Genomic DNA, 17,406 nt, shown 5'->3' with positions numbered 1-17,406 from the left:
CAATGGGACTCTATTTTTCGGCGAAAGCCGAAAGCTTGCATCGGCAAGCGCCACCGCATAAGTGTGCATCACCTGCGGCATGGTTGCGGGCTTGCGCGGTGCGGTCCCCTTGATCCGGCGCAATCAGACCACGGCGCCGGCGTTCGGGTCGTCCTCGGAGCCGCCGTCGCGCTTGGTCGGGCCGCCCTTGATCAGGTCTTCGCGCTTGATGCCCAGCCACATGGCAATGGCCGCCGCCACGAAGCAGGACGAGTAGATGCCAAAGCAGATGCCGATGGTCAGCGCCAGCGCAAAGTAGTGCAGCGTCGGGCCGCCGAAGAAGAACATCGAGAGCACCACCAGCTGCGTCGAGCCGTGCGTGATGATGGTGCGGCTGATGGTCGAGGTGATTGCGTTGTCGATGATCTCGACGGTGTTCATCTTGCGGTAGCGCCGGAAGTTCTCGCGCACCCGGTCGAAGATCACGACCGACTCGTTGACCGAATAGCCCAGCACCGCCAGCACCGCCGCCAGCACCGCGAGCGAGAACTCCCACTGGAAGAAGGCGAAGAAGCCCAGGATGATGACCACGTCGTGCAGGTTGGCGAGCACGGTGGCAAGCGCAAACTTCCATTCGAAGCGGATCGCCAGGTAGATCATGATGCCCACCACCACCATGCCGAGCGCCTTGAGCCCGTTGGTGGTGAGCTCCTCGCCGACCTGCGGGCCGACCACCTCGATGCCGCGCTGCGTGGCCGAGGGATCGACCGTCTTGAGCGCCTGCATCACCTGTGCGCTCTGCTGGTCGGAGTTCATGCCCTTTTGCGCCGGCAGGCGGATCTGCACGTCGCGCGAGGTGCCGTAGCTTTGCACCTGCACGTCGGGGTAGCCGAGCTTGCCGATGGCCTCGCGCACCTTGCCGATGTCGGCCGACTGCTGGTAGGCCACCTCCATCACGGTGCCGCCCGTGAACTCCACCGACAGGTGCAGCCCGCGGTGCAGCAGGAAGAACACCGCCAGCGCGAAGGTGACGAAGGAGATGATGTTCAGCACCAGCGCGTGGCGCATGAACGGGATGGTCTTGTGGATGCGGAAGAATTCCATGGCGCTTGTCCTTGACCTTTACTTGCCTTCAGCCACGGCCGTGCCGTCGGTCTTGGGGCGCCAGACCGTGCCGATCGACACCGTCTTGAGCTTCTTCTTCTGGCCGTACCAGAAGTTCACGAGGCCGCGCGAGAAGAACACGGCCGAGAACATCGAGGTGACGATGCCGATGCAGTGCACCACCGCGAAGCCGCGCACCGGCCCCGAGCCGAAGGCCAGCAGCGCGATGCCCGCGATCAGCGTGGTCACGTTGGAGTCGAGGATCGTGCCCCAGGCGCGGTCGTAGCCGGCGTGGATGGCCGCCTGCGGCGAGGCGCCGTTGCGCAGCTCCTCGCGCACGCGCTCGTTGATCAGCACGTTGGAGTCGATGGCCACGCCGATGGCCAGCGCCATGGCCGCGATGCCGGGCAGCGTGAGCGTGGCCTGCAGCATCGAGAGAATGGCGACCAGCAGCATCAGGTTGACGGCCAGCGCGATCGACGAGAACAGGCCGAACAGCGCGTAGTAGGCGCACATGAACACCATGATGGCCAGGAAGCCATACATCACGCTCTTGAAGCCCTTCTCGATGTTGTCGGCGCCCAGGCTCGGGCCGATGGTGCGTTCCTGGATGATTTCCATCGGCGCGGCCAGCGAGCCGGCGCGCAGCAGCAGCGCGAGGTCGTTGGCCTCGACCACGGTCATCGAGCCGGAAATCTGGAAGCGGTTGCCGAGCTCGCCATTGATCGACGGGGCCGTGAGCACTTCGCCCTTGCCCTTCTCGAAGATCAGCATGGCCATGCGCTTCTTGTAGTTCTCGCGGCTCACGTCGCGCATGATGCGGCCGCCCTTGGCGTCCATGGTCAGGTCGACCTTGGGCTGGTTGCTCTGCTGGTCGAAGCCGGGCTGCGCGTCGGTGAGGTTCTCGCCGGTGACGAGCACCTGCTTCTTCACGATCACGGGACGGCCGTTGCGCTCGAGGAACTTCTCGGAGCCGAAGGGCACCGGTCCGCCGCTGAGCTCGGCCGCGCGGCCTTCGGCGCTTTCGTCTACCAGGCGCATCTCGAGCGTGGCGGTGCGCCCCAGGATGTCCTTGGCCTTGGCCGTGTCCTGCACGCCGGGCAGCTGCACCACGATGCGGTCCAGGCCCGACTGCTGGATCACCGGCTCGGCCACGCCGAGTTCGTTGATCCGGTTGTGCAGCGTGGTGATGTTCTGCTTGAGCGCCGCGTCCTGGAGCCGGCGCGCGGCTTCGGGCTTGATGGTGGCCACGAGGCGCCAGTTGCTGCCGTCCTGGCTGTCGGTGGTGGCGAGGTCCTGGAACTGGTCCTGGATCAGGCGCTTGGCCGCTTCGAGCGCGGCCGCGTCGCGGAACAGGACCTCGATGGTTTGGCCGTTGCGGCTCACCGAGGTGCCGCGGATGCCCTTGTCGCGGAAGGTGGTGCGCAGGTCGCTCGCGAAGGATTCGGCCTTCTTGTCGATGGCGCCCTTCATGTCGACCTGCAGCAGGAAGTCGACGCCGCCGCGCAGGTCCAGGCCCAGGTACATCGGGAACGCATGCAGCGACGTGAGCCAGGCCGGCGAACGCGAGACCAGGTTCAGCGCCACCACGTAGGGTGGATCGGCCGGATCGGGCACCAGCGTGCGCTGCAGGGTGTCGCGCGCCTTGAGCTGCTCGTCGGGCGTGGCGAAGCGCGCGCGCAGCGAGCCGGCCTCGAGCGTGAGCAGGTCGGGCGCGAGCCCGGCGGCCTTGAGCGCCTCCTCGACCCGGCTCTGGGTGGCCGCGTCGACCTTGACGGTGGACTTGGCCGCGGACACCTGCACGGCAGGCGCCTCGCCGAAGAAGTTCGGCAGGGAATAGATCAACCCCACAAGCAGCACGATCACGATGATCGCGTACTTCCAGACCGGATAACGGTTCATGAGAAAGCGCTTTTCAGAAACAGGACACCGGCGTGACTTGAGGCCATGCGCCACGAAGCGCAAGGCCGAGCCGCGCGTTGATTGCTGGGCTTACTGCTTGACGGCGCCCTTGGGCAGGACCTGGACCACAGCGCTGCGCTGGATCTTGATCTCCACGCCATTGGCGATTTCGAGGCCGAGGTACTGGTCGCCGAGCGAAGTGATCTTGCCGAGCACGCCGCCGGCGGTGGCCACTTCGTCGCCCTTGGCCAGCGCCTCGATCATGGCGCGGGCTTCCTTCTGGCGCTTCATTTGCGGGCGGATCATCACGAAATACAGCACCACGAACATCAGCACCAGGGGCAGCATGCTGCCCAGCGAGGACAGCATGTCGCCACCGCCGGAAGCTGCGGGTGCGGTCTGGGCGAAAGCAGAGGAAATGAACAAGAGAGTCTCCAGCAGAGAGAAGAGAGGAATGTCAGAAGCGCGGACCGGGCCCGCGGTTCCGCGGCCCCGGGGAAAAGGCCGCGAGTCAGAGCTTGAGGCGGCCTCGGCCGCGCGCAGCAGCGGGCATTGTATTCGTGGCAATGCCCCACTCCGCGCGCTTATCCGGCGCGCGGAGCGGGGCTTTCCACGGGCTCCGGTCGCTATCTTTTCAGAAGCAAACGCCCGAGGCGGGGGGCCGCCGGGCCGCGCCCCGCGCCGGAATCACGCGGCGGCGCGCTGCGCCTGCTGCGGATGGCGCCACTTGGCGAGCAGCTCGCTCCAGCGGGTGCGGGCCGCGGCAAGGTTGCGCTCCTTCACGTGGCCGTAGCCGCGGATCTGCTCGGGCAGGCTCGCGATCTCCAGCGCCAGCGCATGGTTCTCGGCGCGAAGGCCAGCCATCACTTCCTCGATGCTCGCGCGGTACTCGCCGATGAGCGCGCGCTCGGTCCTGCGCTCTTCGGTGCGCCCGAAGATGTCCAGGGCCGTGCCGCGCAGGCCCTTGAGCCGGGCCAGCAGCCTGAAGCCGGCGAGCATCCAGGGGCCGAACTTCTGCTTCTGCAGCTGGCCCTTGGCGTTCTTCCTGGCGATGATGGGCGGCGCGAGGTGGTAGTTGAGCTTGAAGTCGCCCTCGAACATGCCCTCGACGCGGTCGAGGAACGAACGGTCGGCATGCAGCCGCGCCACTTCGTACTCGTCCTTGTACGCCATGAGCTTGAACAGGTAGCGCGCCACCGTTTCGGCCAGCGCGGTCTTGCCCAGTGCCGACTCGGCCTGCCGGACCTTGTCCACGAACTGCCGGTATTCCTCGGCATAGGCCGCGTTCTGGTAGCCCGTGAGGAATTCGACCCGGCGCGCCACCAGGCTTTCGACGGTCTCGCGCTTCTTGAACTCGATCACCTGGCCCGGGCGCAGGCGCTTTTGCAGCTCGTCCGGATGGACGGCCGCCTGGCGGCCCCATGCGAAGGCGGTCTTGTTGTTCTCGACCGCCACCGCGTTGAGCTCGATGGCGCGCAGCAGCGACTCGAGCGCCAGCGGAATCCAGCCCTTTTGCCAGGCAAAGCCCAGCAGCATCGGGTTGGCATAGAGGCTGTCACCCATCAGCGTGGTGGCCGCGGCATCGGCATCGAAGGTGCCGAGCGCGTCGGCGCCCACGGCGCGCGCGATCTGGCTGGCGCAGTCGTCCTGCGGGTTCACCCAGTTGGCGTTGCGCACGAAGGCGGCGGTGGGCGTGCTGTGCGTATTGAGCGCCACGTGCGTGCGCCCTTCGCGCATGCGCGCCAGGGTTTCGGCGTTGACGGCCACCAGCGGATCGGCCGCCAGAATCAGGTCGGCTGCGGCGGTGCCCACGCGCGTGGTGCGGATCGCCTCCTGCGACTGGCCGATCAGCGCATGGCTCCAGGTGGCGCCGCCCTTTTGCGCGAGGCCGGCCGCGTCCTGCGTGACGATGCCCTTGCCCTCGATGTGCGCCGCCATGCCCAGCAGCTGGCCGATGGTGATGACGCCCGTGCCGCCGACGCCGGCCACCACGATGCCCCACACCTGGTCCTGCGCCAGCACCGGCACGGCCGGCTCGGGCAGCGGGCCGAGTGCGAGCGGCGAATCGGCCTTGTCCCGGGCCTTCTTCTTGAGCTGCCCGCCCTCGACCGTGACGAAGCTGGGGCAGAAGCCCTTGAGGCAGCTCATGTCCTTGTTGCAGCTGCTCTGGTTGATGGTGCGCTTGCGGCCGAACTCGGTTTCCAGCGGCTCGACCGACAGGCAGTTGCTCTGCACGCTGCAGTCGCCGCAGCCTTCGCAGACCAGCTCGTTGATGACCACGCGCTTGGCCGGATCGACGGCCGTGCCCCGCTTGCGGCGGCGGCGCTTCTCGGTGGCGCACGTCTGGTCGTAGATGATGGCGGTGGTGCCGGCGATCTGGCGGAATTCGCGCTGGACCTCGTCGAGCAGGTCGCGATGCTTGACCGCCACATGGTCGCCCGGGATGTTCACGCCCTCGTACTTCTCGGGCTCGTCGGTCACGATGACGACCTTCTTGGCGCCCTCGGCATGCAGGCTCTCGGCGATCTGCAGCACCGAGTGGCCCTCGGGCCGCTCGCCGACCTGCTGGCCGCCGGTCATGGCCACGGCATCGTTGTAGAGGATCTTGTAGGTGATGTTCACGCCGGCCGCGATGCTCTGGCGGATCGCGAGCAGGCCGCTGTGGAAGTAGGTGCCGTCGCCCAGGTTCGCAAAGATGTGCTGGTCGGTGGTGAAAGGCTGCTGGCCCACCCACGGCACGCCCTCGCCGCCCATCTGCGTGAAGCCGATGGTGGAGCGGTCCATCCAGGTGGCCATGAAGTGGCAGCCGATGCCGCCCATCGCGCGCGAGCCCTCGGGCACCACGGTGCTGGTGTTGTGCGGGCAGCCCGAGCAGAACCAGGGCTGGCGGTCGGCGCCCTGCACGCCGCCCACCTTGAGCACTTCCATCGAGCGCTCCTTGGCTTCGAGGATGGCCATCTGGGCGTCGATGCGCGCGCGCATGTCTGCGCCGGCCTGCTCCAGGATGCCGAGCTTGCGCAGGCGCTGCGCAATCGCCTTGGCGATCAGCGCCGGGTTCAGGTCGGCGTTGGCGCGCAGCAGCGTGTTGGCGGTGGGGTTGGGCATGGCCCATTCGCCGCCGGAGAAATCGCCGTCGAGCTCGTTGAACTTGCCGAGCACGGTGGGGCGCACGTCGGCGCGCCAGTTGTAGAGCTCTTCCTTCAGCTGGTATTCGATGACCTGGCGCTTTTCTTCGACCACCAGGATCTCCTGCAGGCCGGTGGCGAAGTCGCGCGTGAGCTGCGCCTCCAGCGGCCACACCACGCCCACTTTGTGGAGCCGGATGCCCAGCTGGCGGCAGGTGGCGTCGTCCAGGCCCAGGTCGATCAGGGCCTGGCGGGTGTCGTTGTAGGCCTTGCCGCTGGCCATGATGCCGAAGCGGTCGTTCGGGCCTTCGATCACGTTGTGGTTCAGCCGGTTGGCGCGGACGTAGGCGAGCGCGGCATACCACTTGTAGTGCATGAGGCGCGCTTCCTGCTCGAGCGCGTGGTCGGGCCAGCGGATGTGCAGGCCGCCGGGCGGCATCTGGAAATCGGTGGGAATGACGATCTCGACGCGGTCCGGGTCGATCATGGCCGTGGCGCTCGACTCGACGATTTCCTGGATCGTCTTCATGCCCGACCAGATGCCCGAGAAGCGGCTCATCGCAAAGGCGTGAATGCCCAGGTCCAGGATTTCCTGCACGTTGGCCGGAAAGAACACCGGCGTGCCGCAGGCCTTGAAGATGTGGTCGCTCTGGTGCGCGGCCGTGCTGCTCTTGGAAATGTGGTCGTCGCCCGCCACCGCAATCACGCCGCCCCACGCGGTGGTGCCCGCCATGTTGGCGTGCTTGAAGACGTCGGAGCAGCGGTCCACGCCCGGGCCCTTGCCATACCAGATGCCGAAGACGCCGTCGAACCTGTTGGTGCCCGCGGGCGAGAAGCCCAGCTGCTGGGTGCCCCAGAGCGCAGTGGCGGCGAGTTCTTCGTTCACGCCGGGCTGGAAGACGATGTTCTGTTCCTTCAGGAACTTGCTGGCCTTCCACAGCGCCTGGTCGTAGCCGCCGAGCGGGGAACCGCGGTAGCCGCTGATGAAGCCCGCGGTGTTCTTGCCGGCCTGCTTGTCGCGCAGGCGCTGCAGCATCGGCAGCTTGACCAGCGCCTGGACGCCGCTCATGAAGGCCCGGCCGTAGTCGAGGCTGTATTTGTCGTCGAGCGTGACCGTTTCGAGGGCCTTGCGAATGTGCTCCGGCAGCGGTGCGTTCATTGTTGTCTGTCTCCGTGTGGCAGGGCCTTTTGGGCCTGGCTGATGGGGTGTGGGTCTGTGCCCGGGTCGGGCGCGAGCCCATGATCACGCAAAGTGTATGCCGGGGTGCGCGACAGGTGTTTGCGTTCTGTGCCCCAAAAAAGCGGCTTCCAGGAAGAATCTTGCTTAATATCGCCATCCATGGAAAGCATTGACAAGTTCGACCTCGCAATCCTGCAAGAACTGCAGGCCGATGGCCGCCTCACCAACGCCGAGCTTGCGCAGCGCGTGGGGCTCTCGGCCGCGCCCTGCTGGCGCCGCGTGCGCGCGCTGGAGGAAGCCGGCTTCATCAAGGGCTACCACGCCGAGATCGACCGCCACAAGATCGGGCTGGGCGTGCTCGCTTTCGTGCGCGTGGACACCGAGCGCGTCACCAACGATGCAACGCTGAAACTGGAGGACGCGATCCGCAAGCTGCCCGAGGTGGTGGCCTGCCACTACATCAGCGGCACCGGCACCTTCGAGCTGCAGGTGGTGGCGCAGGACCTGGACAGCTTCTCGGCCTTCGCGCGCCAGCACCTCATGAACCTGCCGAACGTGAAAGACCTGCACACCAGCTTCTCGCTGGGCGAGGTGAAGGCCAGCAGCGCCTGGCCGCTCGGGCACCTGGCGCGCTAGCGGCAACCTAGAATTCCCGCCCACCCATATACACACACCGCCAGCCGGCGGATCAAGTCGAAGAGGACCCCGCAATGAACCCCATCCGCCGCGCCCTGGCGCTCGGCCTTGCCGCCGCCACGCTCGCCCTCGGCGCCCAGGCCCAGAACCGCGAACTCATCGTGGCCTCCAGCGCCACCTACGCGCCCTTCGCGTTCGAGAACAAGGACAAGCAGATCGTCGGCTTCGACATCGACATCATCAACGCCATCGCCAGGCAGCAGGGCCTGAAGATCAAGGTCGTGAACACGCCGTTCACCGGCATCTTCGGCGCGCTCAACAATGGCGACGTCGATCTCGTGATCTCGGGCGTCACCATCAACGAGAAGCGCAAGCAGAGCTACGACTTCACGCCGCCCTACTTCGCGGCGCGCCAGCTGATCGCGCTGCCCAAGAACAGCACGGTCGCCTCGCTGAAGGACCTCGCGGGCAAGAAGATTGCCGTGGTGAGCGCCTCCACGGCCGACGACATCGCCTCGCGCGAGTTCGGCAAGACCAGCCCCAACATCCGCCGATTCGAGAGCACGCCGCTCATCATTTCCGAGCTGGCCGGCGGCGGCGTCGATGCCGCCATGGGCGACAACGGCGTGATCGCCTACCGCGTTGCGCAAAACCCCGAGCTGAAGACCATCGACGACAAGTCCTTCCCCGAGGAAGGCTTCGGCATCGTCGTGAAGAAGGGCGACAAGGCGCTGCTCGACAAGCTCACGGCCGGCCTGGCCGCGATCCGCGCCGACGGCAGCTACGCCACCATCTACAAGAAGTGGTTCAACAAGGACCCGAACGCGCGATGAGCGCGGCCGGTCCGAGCGCGAGGGCGCAATAGATGGAACAGCCGATCCTTCTGTTCGGATGGTTCCGCTGGGACATCCTGGTCGAATACAAGGACCTGTTCTGGCAGGGCGCCTGGATGACGCTGCGCATGACGGTGGTGTGCGTGCTGCTGGGTTCGAGCTGGGGCCTGTGCCTGGCGCTCGCGCGGCTCGCCCGGCCGCGCCATGCGCCCTGGAGCTGGGTGGCGCGCTTCTTCCTGCGCTGGCCGGCCACGGTGTACGTGAGCTTCTTCCGCGGCACCCCCTTGTTCGTGCAGATCCTCTTGATCCACTTCGCGGTGATGCCGGTGTTCATCCATCCGGCGACCGGCCTGCTGATCAGCGGCGACCTGGCGCGCGAGCTCAAGCAGGAGCATGGCGCGCTGATCTCGGGCGTGGTGGCGCTCACGCTCAATTCGGCGGCCTACATCTCGGAGGTGTTCCGCGCCGGCATCCAGTCGATCTCGCGCGGGCAGTTCGACGCCGGCCGCTCGATCGGCTTCACGCCCCTGCAGGTGATGCGCTACGTGGTGCTGCCGCAGGCCTTCAGGCGCATGCTGCCGCCGCTGGGCAACAACGCGATCGCGCTGCTGAAAGACACCTCGCTGGTCTCGGCCATCGGGCTGGCCGAGCTGGCCTACGCCGCGCGCACGGTGGCCGGCGCCTATGCGCGCTACTGGGAGCCGTACCTCGCGATCTCGGTGGTGTACTGGGTGATGACGCTCGTGCTCACGACGATGCTGCGCCGGCTCGAGCACCGGCTGGCGCGCAGCGACAGGGGATAGGCACAATCGGGCGACATGCCGCCGATTTCGCCCGAAGAAACACCCATTCCCCCCTCCCGGCCGCAGCCGCCGAAGCTCGCAGCGCTCGAGCCGCTCAAGCTGCCCGTGTTCCGCATGCTGTGGAGCACCTGGCTCATCGCCAACATCTGCATGTGGATGAACGACGTGGCGGCGGCGTGGATGATGACCTCGCTGACCACCTCGCCGATCTGGGTGGCGCTGGTGCAGTCGGCCTCGACCCTGCCGGTGTTCCTGCTGGGCCTGCCCAGCGGGGCGCTGGCCGACATCCTCGACCGCCGGCGCTGGCTGATGGCCACGCAGTTCTGGCTGGCGGGCACGGCCATCGTGCTGTGCGCGGCCATTGCCATGGACCTGATGACCGCGCCGCTGCTGCTGGCGCTCACCTTTGCCAACGGCATCGGCCTGGCGCTGCGCTGGCCGGTGTTCTCGGCCATCGTGCCCGAGCTGGTGCCGCGGCCGCAATTGCCGGCGGCGCTGGGCCTGAACGGCATCGCGATGAACGCCTCGCGCATCATCGGCCCGCTCACGGCCGGCATGCTGATTGCCAGCGCGGGCAGCGTCTGGGTGTTCGCGCTCAACGCGGTGCTGTCGGTGGCCTCGGGCTTCGTGGTGCTGCGCTGGCGGCGCGAGCACACGCCCAATCCGCTGGGCCGCGAAAAACTCATCAGCGCGATGCGCGTGGGCGTGCAGTTCGTCTGGCAGTCGCAGCGCATGCGGGCCGTGCTCTCGCGCATCACGATCTTCTTCTTCCATTCCACCGCCCTGCTCGCGCTGCTGCCGCTGCTGGCGCGCAACCTCAAGGGCGGCGGCGCCGCCACCTTCACGCTGCTGCTGGCCGCCATGGGCGCGGGCGCGATCATCGCGGTGCTGTTCCTGCCGCGGCTGCGCCAGGCGCTCGGGCGCGACCAGCTGGTGCTGCGCGGCACGGTGCTGCAGTCGCTCGCCACCGCGGTGATGGCCTTCGCGCCCAACGCCTGGGTGGCGGTGCCCGCGATGTTCTTCGGCGGCATGGCCTGGATCACGGTGGCCAACTCGCTCTCGGTGTCGGCCCAGCTCGCGCTGCCCGACTGGGTGCGCGCGCGCGGCATGTCGACCTACCAGATGGCGATCATGGGCGCGAGCGCGATCGGCGCGGCGCTCTGGGGCCAGGTGGCCACCGTCACCGACCTGCGCTCCAGCCTCGAGATCGCCGCCGCGAGCGGCACCCTGCTGATGCTGGCGGCGCTGCGCTGGGTCACCGACGTCTCGGGCGAGGAAGCCGACATGAGCCCGGCGCGTGCCGGCTGGGCCGCGGGCCCGCCGGCGGAAACGCCGGAGGAAAACGGCCGCGTGGTCATCACCATCGAATACATGATCGACCCCGCGCGCGCGGCCGCCTTCCACCTGGTGATGCACCAGACCCGGCGCGCGCGCCTGGGCCAGGGCGCCATCGGCTGGGAACTGCTGCACGACATCGCGGAGCCGGGCCGCTACCTGGAAGAGATCGTGGACGAAAGCTGGACCGACCACCTGCGCCGCTTCAACCGCGCCACGGCCGCCGACATGGCGCTGCGCGAGCGGCGGCTGGCCTTCCACATCGGCGAGTCGCCGCCGGTGGTGACGCGCTACGTGGTGAAGCGCTGAGCGACCGGCAGCGGCTTCAGTGGAAGAACTGCAGCCGCGTGAGGAAGGTATGGCCGCCCTCTGCCGCCATCAGCCCGACCAGCACCAGCAGGCACAGGGGCGGCACCAGGATGGCATAGACCAGCGACAGCCGCTCCCAGGCCATGTGCATGAAGACCGCGACGATCAGCCCCGCCTTCAGCAGCATGAAAGTGATGATCAGGGCCCAGCGCAGGTACCCCTGGAAATGGAAGTAGTCGACCAGGTAGGACATCGTGCTGAGCACGAACAGCAGCCCCCAGATCTTGAGATAGAGGCTGATCGGATGTTGCTGGCCTGCGACGGGGTCCATGATGGTCCTCACCAGAGATAGAACAGCGCAAAGATGAACACCCACACCAGGTCCACGAAGTGCCAGTACAGCCCGGCGATCTCGACGATCTGGTAGTTGCCGGCCTTGTCGTAGTCGCCGCGCAAGAGCTTGAAGGCCACGGTGAACAGGAAGACCACGCCGGCCGACACGTGCAGCCCGTGGAAGCCCGTGATCATGAAGAAGGCCGAGCCGAATTGCGCGGCCCCCATCGGATTGCCCCAGGGCCGCACGCCCTCCTCGAGGATCAGCTTGGACCACTCGAAGGCCTGCATGCCGACGAAGATTTCGCCGCAGGTCGCGGTCACGAGCATCAGCGTGGCGGCGTTCACGCGGTCGCGGCGGTAGGCGAAATTGACCGCCATCGCCATCGTGCCGCTGCTGCTGATGAGCACGAAGGTCATGATCGCGATCAGCAGCAGCGGGATGTCGGCGCCCCCCACATGGAGCGCGAACACCTCGCTCGGGCTGGGCCACGGCACGGTGGTCGAGGCGCGCACCGTCATGTAGCCGGTCAGGAAGCAACTGAAGACGAAGGTGTCGCTGAGCAGGAAGATCCACATCATCGCCTTGCCCCACGACACGTGGAAGGCCTGGCGGTCGGAGGACCAGTCGGCTATCAGCCCGCGCCAGCCGCTGGCGGCGAGGCTCGGACTCAAGGGCCTTGCGGCGATCGTTGCGGTGTTGTTCATGGGACGCCTCCTCAGGATGTGCCGCAGATGAAGCGCGCCACCTCCGGCGTCACCCAGCCCAGCAGCGCGAACAGCACCAGCCACACCGCCAGCATGAAGTGCCAGTAGCGCGCGCACAGCGCAATGCGCCATGCGGCCCGGGCCGGATCGGGCCATGCGGCGTTCGCCGTCCAGGCCCACCCGACCAGCCCGCCCGCCAGGTGGAGCCCGTGCATGGCGGTCAACAGGTAGAAGAAGCTGCCCGCCGGATTGCCGGCCGGCATCACCTGCGCGCTCAGCAGCGCCTGCCAGGCCCACAGCTGCGCGCCCAGGAAGGCCACTGCGAAGAGGCCGCCGGCGAGCAGCAGGCGGCGGGCCCGCATCGGGGCGCGACGGCGCGCTGCGCCGCCGGCCCATTGCAGCGCCGTGCCGCCCGCCACCAGCAGCGCCGAACTGAGCCAGAGCTGCCACGGCAGCGCGATCGTCATCGAATCGTCGCCGCCCATGCGCATCACGTAGGCCACGATGAAGAGCGAGAACAACGCGGTGGCCACGCCCATGAAGACCCACAGGCCGATGCTGGCCGCGCTCGCGTGCGCGTCGCGAGGCAGGCCGCCGCGGAGGCTCCAAGCGGTGCCCGCGCTCATGCCGGCGCTCCCCGGACCTCGCTCTGGCCCTGCGGCTCGGGCTCCCCGGGCCCGGCTTCCGGCGGGGCGTTCTGCGGTATGAAATCCTCCGCCGCACCCGGCTCTCCATAGGCATAGGCCCACCGGTAGACCACCGGCAGCCGCGGCCCCCAGTTGCCGTGGCCCGGCGGCGTGGCGGGCGTCTGCCATTCGAGCGAGGCGGCGCGCCATGGATTGGCGTCGGCCCGCTGCCCGCGCCGGGCGCTCCAGGCGAGATTGGCGATGAACAGCAGCTGCGCCACGCCGACGATCAGCGCGACCACGGTGATGAACGTGTTCAGGCTGAATGCCGAGGGCGGGATGAACGCGTAGCCGTCGAAGTTGTAGTAGCGCCGCGGCATGCCCAGCACGCCCAGGTAGTGCATCGGAAAATAGATCAGGTAGGTGCCGAGGAAGGTGATCCAGAAATGCAGCCGGCCGAGCCGGTCGTCGAGCATGCGGCCCGTGACCTTGGGGAACCAGTGGTAGATGCCGCCGAACACCACCAGCAGCGGCGCCACGCCCATCACCATGTGGAAGTGCGCCACCACGAAATAGGTGCCCGACAGCGGAATGTCCACGCTCACGTTGCCGAGGAACAGGCCCGTGAGCCCGCCGATCAGGAAGGTGCACAGGAAGGCCAGCGCGAACAGCATCGGCACCGTCAGGTGGATGTCGCCGCGCCACAGCGTCAGGATCCAGTTGTAGACCTTGATCGCGGTGGGCACCGCGATGATCAGCGTGGTGGTCGCGAAGAAGAAGCCGAAGTACGGGTTCATGCCGCTCACGAACATGTGGTGCGCCCACACCACCACGCTGAGCGCGCCGATGGCGACGATGGCCCACACCATCATGCGGTAGCCGAAGATGCACTTGCGCGCGTGCACGCTGATCAGGTCGGACACGATGCCGAAGGCCGGCAGCGCCACGATGTAGACCTCCGGATGGCCGAAGAACCAGAACAGGTGCTGGAACAGCAGCGGGCTGCCGCCCTTGTAGCCCGTCACCTGGCCCATCGACACCAGCGCCGGCATGAAGAAGCTGGTGCCCAGCGTGCGGTCGAGCAGCAGCATCACGCCGCTGACGAACAGCGCCGGGAAGCCGAGCAGCGCGAGGATGGTGGCCACGAAGATGCCCCACACCGTGAGCGGCATGCGCAGCAGCGTCATGCCTTCGCAGCGTGCCTGCAGCACGGTGGTCACGTAGTTGAGGCCGCCCATCGTGGTCGCCACGATGAAGATGAGCAGCGACACCAGCATCAGCACGATGCCGCCCGCATGGCCCGGCGTGCCGGGCAGGATCGACTGCGGCGGGTACAGCGTCCAGCCCGCGCCGGTCGGTCCGCCCGCGACGAAGAAGCTCGCCATCAGGACCACCACCGACAGCAGGTAGACCCAGAAGCTCAGCATGTTGAGGTAGGGGAACACCATGTCCCGCGCCCCCACCATCAGCGGAATCAGGTAGTTGCCGAAGCCGCCGAGGAACAGCGCCGTGAGCAGGTAGATCACCATGATCATTCCGTGCATGGTCACGAACTGGTAGTAGCGCTCGGCGTTGATGAACTCGAACTCGCCCGGAAAGCCCAGCTGCAGCCGCATCAGGTTGGACAGCACCACGCCCACCACGCCCACCGCGATGGCGGTGCAGGCGTACTGGACGGCGATCACCTTGTGGTCCTGGCTCCAGACGTAGCGGGTCAGGAAACTCTGCGGCGCGGGGTGCCCGGCGTCGTCGGCGTGGGACATGGCATGCCCCGTGGGCGAAGAAGAGTTCATCGCGGGGCCTTCTGTTCGGCGGCAGCCTGCGCCGGCGGACTGCCCAGACTCTGGATGTAGGCCACCAGCGCGGCCAGTTCTTCATCGGTCATTTCGATCCTGGGCATGACCGGCGGGAAGCCCTTCACGTGGCGGGCCTGCGGGTCGCGGATGAAGCTGCGCAGATAGGCTTCGTCGACCAGCGCGGTGGAGCCGTCCGCCATGGTTTCGGTCTTGCCGTGCAGGCCCTTCCAGGTCGGCCCCACGCGCGGGCTGCCGTCGACCGTGTGGCAGGCCACGCAGCCCTTGGCGTCCGCCAGCGCGCGGCCCTGTTCGGCGCGCGTGCCGCCGGCCGCCGCGGCACCGGCCGGGGGCTCGGGCGCCTTGGCCTGCGACCTGGCGAAGGTCGGCAGCGCCGCGTGCCAGGCCTTGTAATTCGCCGGATCTTCCACCACTACGTAGCCGCGCATGTTGGGATGGCCCACGCCGCACAGCTGCGCGCACAGCGCTTCGTAGCGGCCCGCGACGGTCGGCGTGAACCAGAAGCGGCTGACCTGTCCCGGCACCATGTTCATCCGGGCGCGGAAGTTCGGCACGAAGAAGTCGTGCAGCACATCGTTCGAACGCATCAGCACCAGCACCGGCTTGCCGAGCGGCAGGTGCACCTCGTTGCCGGCGATCAGGAGATCGTCCTGCCCGGCCCGGTCGGCGGGGTCGATCCCGAACGGATTGGTGGCGCTGACAAAGCGCGCATCGGTCGCGCCGAGCTTGCCGTCCTCCCCCGGGAAGCGGAAGCGCCACTGCCATTGCTGGCCCAGCACCTCCAGCACGAGGGAGTCGTGGGGCTCCCTGACATAGTTCGCGTACACCACGAGGCCGGGCGCCAGCAGCGCCATGATGCCGACGGTGGTGCCGCCGATCAACCAGCGCTCGAGCTTCCTGTTCTCGGGCTCATGCGCCGCACGGTGTCCCTCGCGGTGGCGAAAGCGCACCAGCATGTAGGCGATGAACACGTTGATGGCGATGAAGAAGATCCCCGTGATCACCAGCGTGATGGTCAGGGTGTCGTCCATCAGCTGCCAGTTCGAAGCAAGGGGCGTCGTCCACCACGGATTGAAGACGTGGAACAGCACCGAGGCGAGCACGACGAGCAGCAGGGCGACGGCCATGATCATGTGCGCTCCCTCGGCTCGGCATGGGTTCGGGGCTCATGCGCGCTTCAGAGAAACGCCGGGACTTGCGGCTCTTCGCCCTCGAACCGGGCTTCGGGATGCGCGGAGCGCAGCAGCGCCTCGATGTCCCGCACGCGCGAGCGCGGCAAGTCCACCATCAGCAGGATCTGTCCCCGCGCGATGGCGCCCTCGAAACGCTGCAGCCTGGGGCTCGGGATGGAAATGCCGATCATGCTGGCCGACCAGGCGCCGACCACGCCCCCCACGATGGCCACCAGCACAGCCACCTCCCATTCGGGGCCGTCGCCGGTGATCGGGAACAGCAGCGCGGCCGCGAGGCCGACCAAGATGCCGCAGGCACTGCCGACCACCCACCCGGTCTTGGCTGCGTGGACGAGGTCCGAGGTTTGCCACACGTTGGCCGCATGGAGCCCGGCCATGTCCATGCCTTCCGGTCCGGCGAAATGAATGTGCGCAACGTCGACGCGTGCCCACACCAGATCGTCCATCGCCTGCCTGGCGCTCGCCAGGTCCGGCATCAGCCAGTAGATGCGCCTCTTCATAGCGCCCCCTTTCGTCTTGCGACGAGTCAAGGAACCATGAATGACTTATATGCCCAAGGAAGGCCGCCATCAAGTGGCCGCCGCATTTCACGCGGCAGCGGCATGGGGGTTATTGCCAACCCATCTTTTTTTGACCGATTGGATAATTTAGCTCATCATTCCGGCCCTGTTGCCCGCCATCACAAGGTACGCCACGATGAACCCGCACCCCCTGCGCAGCCGCTTCTGGTCCGACCTGACCAGCGAAGAGTTCTCCCGCCTCGACCGCGAACGGCTGATCGCCGTGCTGCCGGTGGGCGCGACCGAGCAGCACGGCCCCCATTTGCCGATGTCGACCGACACCGCCACCATCGACGGCATGGTGCAGGCCACGCTGCCGCACCTGCCGGACGAGCTGCCGGTGCTCTTCCTGCCCACGGTGGCCTACGGCAAGAGCAACGAGCATTCGCGCTACCCGGGCACGCTGACCGTCTCGGCCACCACGCTGATCTCGCTGTGGAAGGACATCGGCGCCTGCGTGGCCAAGGCCGGCGTGCGCAAGCTGGTGCTCTACAACAGCCACGGCGGCCAGATGAGCGTGATGGACATCGTGGCGCGCGACCTGCGCGAGGAACACGGCATGATGGTCGTGGCCGCCAACTGGTACACGCTGGGCCTGCCCGAAGGGCTTTTCACCGCGCACGAAGGCCGGCACGGCATCCATGCCGGCGACCTCGAAAGCTCGGTGATGCTGCACCTTGCGCCGGACGACGTGCGTCCCGACCAGTTCCGCAACTTCCGCTCGATGACCGAAGACCTCGCCGCCGAGAACAAATTCCTCTCGATCACGCCCAGCGGCAAGCTCGGCTGGCAGATGCACGACATCAATCCCGCGGGCGCGGCCGGCGATGCCACGCGCGCCACCGCCGAAAAGGGCGCCGCGGTGCTCGACCACGTGGGGCGGCGCTTCGTTGAACTGCTGCAGGAGGTGGACCGCTTCCCGCTGTCGCGCCTCGCCAATGTTCCCGCCTGGCGCTAGGCTCGCAC

General features: G+C 67.4%; 15 protein-coding genes. 5 read left to right on the top strand and 10 right to left on the bottom strand.

From position 1 onward, the window contains the following. Positions 1-123: 123 nt before the first annotated feature. The 4 genes from secF to IB278_RS30025 all read right to left on the bottom strand — a co-directional run bounded on the left by secF (position 124) and on the right by IB278_RS30025 (position 7,269). Entirely contained in the window at positions 124-1,083 is a 960-nt protein-coding gene (secF, locus tag IB278_RS30040) for a protein translocase subunit SecF (protein ID WP_145739225.1), read from the bottom strand. Positions 1,084-1,101: 18 nt separating this feature from the next. Next, positions 1,102-2,985, bottom strand: coding sequence for a protein translocase subunit SecD (secD, locus tag IB278_RS30035; RefSeq protein WP_192327573.1), 1,884 nt, complete (start codon positions 2,983-2,985; stop codon positions 1,102-1,104). 90 nt (positions 2,986-3,075) lie between these two features. Continuing rightward, entirely contained in the window at positions 3,076-3,411 is a 336-nt protein-coding gene (gene yajC, locus IB278_RS30030) for a preprotein translocase subunit YajC (RefSeq protein ID WP_018905224.1), read from the bottom strand. 261 nt (positions 3,412-3,672) lie between these two features. After that, the gene (locus IB278_RS30025) at positions 3,673-7,269 is read right to left on the bottom strand and encodes an indolepyruvate ferredoxin oxidoreductase family protein (protein ID WP_192327570.1); all 3,597 of its coding nucleotides are present in this window, start codon (positions 7,267-7,269) and stop codon (positions 3,673-3,675) included. A 180-nt stretch (positions 7,270-7,449) separates the two neighbouring features. Between IB278_RS30025 and IB278_RS30020 the strand changes: the two genes are divergently transcribed. The 4 genes from IB278_RS30020 to IB278_RS30005 all read left to right on the top strand — a co-directional run bounded on the left by IB278_RS30020 (position 7,450) and on the right by IB278_RS30005 (position 11,206). Further along, entirely contained in the window at positions 7,450-7,926 is a 477-nt protein-coding gene (locus IB278_RS30020; RefSeq protein ID WP_145739221.1) for an Lrp/AsnC family transcriptional regulator, read from the top strand. Between the two features lie 74 nt (positions 7,927-8,000). Further along, a complete protein-coding gene (locus IB278_RS30015; RefSeq protein ID WP_145739219.1) occupies positions 8,001-8,759 on the top strand; it encodes a basic amino acid ABC transporter substrate-binding protein in 759 nt (252 codons plus the stop codon). A 32-nt stretch (positions 8,760-8,791) separates the two neighbouring features. Next, positions 8,792-9,562 carry an amino acid ABC transporter permease gene (locus IB278_RS30010; RefSeq protein WP_018905227.1) on the top strand — a complete coding sequence of 257 codons (771 nt, stop codon included), beginning with the start codon at positions 8,792-8,794 and terminating at the stop codon, positions 9,560-9,562. 15 nt (positions 9,563-9,577) lie between these two features. Beyond that, positions 9,578-11,206: an MFS transporter gene (locus tag IB278_RS30005; protein WP_192327567.1), complete on the top strand. Its 1,629-nt coding sequence runs from the start codon at positions 9,578-9,580 to the stop codon at positions 11,204-11,206. 16 nt (positions 11,207-11,222) lie between these two features. On the opposite strand, the gene IB278_RS30000 is transcribed toward IB278_RS30005, so the two are convergent. From IB278_RS30000 to IB278_RS29975, 6 genes are read right to left on the bottom strand one after another with little or no spacing between them, the layout of a single operon-like run. Beyond that, positions 11,223-11,537 (bottom strand): cytochrome C oxidase subunit IV family protein, encoded by a 315-nt coding sequence (locus tag IB278_RS30000; RefSeq protein ID WP_145739215.1) that lies wholly within the window; start codon positions 11,535-11,537, stop codon positions 11,223-11,225. A gap of 8 nt (positions 11,538-11,545) precedes the next feature. After that, positions 11,546-12,247 (bottom strand): heme-copper oxidase subunit III family protein, encoded by a 702-nt coding sequence (locus IB278_RS29995; RefSeq protein ID WP_145739213.1) that lies wholly within the window; start codon positions 12,245-12,247, stop codon positions 11,546-11,548. 11 nt (positions 12,248-12,258) lie between these two features. After that, positions 12,259-12,873, bottom strand: coding sequence for a cytochrome c oxidase subunit 3 (locus IB278_RS29990; protein WP_192327564.1), 615 nt, complete (start codon positions 12,871-12,873; stop codon positions 12,259-12,261). Then, positions 12,870-14,636, bottom strand: a complete 1,767-nt coding sequence (gene ctaD / locus IB278_RS29985; RefSeq protein WP_192327619.1) for a cytochrome c oxidase subunit I — start codon at positions 14,634-14,636, stop codon at positions 12,870-12,872. The genes IB278_RS29990 and ctaD overlap by 4 nt, the downstream gene beginning before the upstream one ends. 26 nt (positions 14,637-14,662) lie before the next feature. Further along, positions 14,663-15,820, bottom strand: coding sequence for a c-type cytochrome (locus tag IB278_RS29980; protein ID WP_145739209.1), 1,158 nt, complete (start codon positions 15,818-15,820; stop codon positions 14,663-14,665). Positions 15,821-15,864: 44 nt separating this feature from the next. Continuing rightward, positions 15,865-16,380 carry a DUF1269 domain-containing protein gene (locus IB278_RS29975; protein ID WP_145739208.1) on the bottom strand — a complete coding sequence of 172 codons (516 nt, stop codon included), beginning with the start codon at positions 16,378-16,380 and terminating at the stop codon, positions 15,865-15,867. Positions 16,381-16,576: 196 nt separating this feature from the next. Here IB278_RS29975 and IB278_RS29970 point away from each other — a divergent pair, with 196 nt between their 5' ends. After that, the gene (locus IB278_RS29970; RefSeq protein WP_192327561.1) at positions 16,577-17,398 is read left to right on the top strand and encodes a creatininase family protein; all 822 of its coding nucleotides are present in this window, start codon (positions 16,577-16,579) and stop codon (positions 17,396-17,398) included. Positions 17,399-17,406 lie beyond the last annotated feature (8 nt).

This window comes from Variovorax sp. VRV01 (assembly GCF_014852545.1).
GTDB lineage: Bacteria > Pseudomonadota > Gammaproteobacteria > Burkholderiales > Burkholderiaceae_C > Variovorax > Variovorax beijingensis_A.
Note: the sequence above shows the minus strand (reverse complement) of the source record. Positions and strands in the feature narration are given on the sequence as shown.